The 2211-nt window shown below is 69.3% G+C and carries 2 protein-coding genes; both read left to right on the forward strand.

Translation table 11 applies throughout. The annotated features are described in order from the left end of the window. Positions 1-738: phosphopantetheine-binding protein (locus ACFY32_RS34045; RefSeq protein ID WP_390676371.1), on the forward strand; the 738-nt coding region annotated here is incomplete at its 5' end. An 11-nt stretch (positions 739-749) separates the two neighbouring features. Then, positions 750-2211: condensation domain-containing protein (locus tag ACFY32_RS34050; RefSeq protein WP_390676372.1), on the forward strand; the 1462-nt coding region annotated here is incomplete at its 3' end.

A 2211-nucleotide genomic window follows, 5' to 3' on the forward strand; every position in this document is an offset into this window, starting at 1 on the left:
TATCTGGGGCAGTCGGCTCTGACGGCGAACCGGTTCGTGGCGTGTCCCTTCGGTGCGCCGGGCAGCCGGATGTACCGCACCGGGGATCTGGTGCGGTGGGGCAAGGACGGTCAGGTCGAGTACCTGGGCCGGACCGACTTCCAGGTCAAGATCCGCGGCTTCCGCATCGAACTCGGCGAGGTGGAAGCGGCCCTGACCGCACACCCCGACATCGACAACGCGGTCGCCGTGGTGCGCCAGGACGGCACCGGCGACCAGCGCCTGGTGGCCTACGTGGTGCCGGGCGACGGCAAGGCGGACACCGGCGTGGACACCGCGGCGCTGACGGAACTGGCCCGGCAGACCCTGCCGGAGTACATGGTCCCGTCGGCGATCGTCCCGCTCGCCGCGTTCCCCATGACCACGAGCGGCAAGCTGGACCGCAAGGCACTCCCCGCACCCGACCACGGCGAAGCCGCGGCCACCGGACGAGGGCCGCGCAACCACAACGAGGAAGTGCTCTGCCGGCTGTTCGCCGAGTTGCTCGGCGTCGAAGAGATCGGCATCGACGTCGACTTCTTCGCCCACGGCGGGCACTCACTGCTGGCCACCCGGCTCATCGGCCGCATCCGCAACGAACTCGACGTCGACGTGAAGGTCACGACGGTGTTCCGCAATCCGACCGTCGCCCAGATGGCGGCCCGGATCGAGAAGCTGGCCACGTCGAACCGCCCCCGGCTGCGACAGATCAACGTTTAGGAGTAGCGTCGATGATCCCGTTGTCCTTTGCCCAGCGCCGGATGTGGTTCCTCCACCGTCTGGAAGGTCCGTCCGCGACCTACAACATCCCGTTCGCGCTGCGCCTGGACGGTGCGCTGGACACGACGGCCCTGGCCGCGGCGGTGACGGACGTCGTCACCCGGCACGAGAGCCTGCGCACCCTGGTCGTCGAGAACCCGGACGGTATGCCGGAACAGCGGATTCTGCCCCCGCAGGAGGCGCTCACGCCGTTCACGGTCGTCGACGTGGCCGCCGACGCGGTGGATGCCGCGATGCACCGGGCGGTCGGGGAGAGCTTCGACCTGGAGACCGAACTCCCCCTGCGCACCACCGTCTTCCGCGTCTCCCCCCAGACGCACTTCCTGGCGTTCGTCTTCCATCACATCGCCGCGGACGGGGCGTCGATGGCCCCCTTCCTCCGGGACCTGGTGTCGGCCTACACGGCCCGTCACGGCGGAAGCGCACCGCAGTGGGAACCCCTGCCCGTGCAGTACAAGGACTACACGATGTGGCAGCGGCAACTCCTGGGCGAGGACGGCGACCGGGAGAGCGTCGCCGCGCCCCAACTCGCCTACTGGCGGCGGGAACTGGCCGAAGTACCGCAGCCGGTGCAGTTGCCGCTGGACCGGCCGCGGCCCACGGTGGCCGGCTACCAGGGCGACCACGTCGACTTCCTGCTGGAACCCGAGATGGTCGCCGGGCTCGGCAAACTGGCCGCGGAGCGCGGTGCCACCGCCCCGATGGTGGTCCAGGCCGCCCTGCTGGTGCTGTTGCAGAAACTGGGCGCCGGCGACGACCTGACGATCGGCAGCCCGATCGAGGGCCGCACCGACGAGGACCTCGCCGACCTGATCGGCTTCTTCGTCAACACCTGGGTGCTGCGCGCCGACCTCTCGAAGAACCCCTCGTTCGGCGAGCTGGTCGAGCAGGTCCGCGACAAGGCACTCGCCGCGTACGACAACCAGGACGTGCCGTTCGAACGGCTGGTGGAACTGCTCGACCTGGAACGGTCCACCTCCTACCAGCCGCTGTTCCAGGTGATGCTGGCCTGGCAGTTCGTGTGGCCGGAGATCGAGATGCCCGACCTGCGGGTCTCCCTCGTCCCCGCGGGCACCGACACGGCCAAGTTCGACCTGTTCTTCAACATCGTCCCCGAGGCGTCCGGACGCGCCTACGGACGGCTCGAATACGCGACGGAACTGTTCGACCACACCACGGCCGTCGACATCGTCACCCGGCTCGTCCGCATCCTGGAACAGGCGGTCGCCGAGCCGGGCGTGCGGCTCGGCGACGTCGACGTGCTGTCACCGGGGGAGCGCGACCGGTTCGTCCGAGAGGTCAATGACACGGCGCGTGGGGTGGTCGGGGGGACGTTGCCGGGTGTGTTTGAGGCGCAGGTGGTGCGTGATCCGGGTCGGGTGGCGGTGATCGGTGAGGGTGAGCGGTTGTCGT

It is taken from the genome of Streptomyces sp. NPDC000134 (genome assembly GCF_042899225.1).
In the GTDB taxonomy this organism is placed as follows: domain Bacteria; phylum Actinomycetota; class Actinomycetes; order Streptomycetales; family Streptomycetaceae; genus Streptomyces.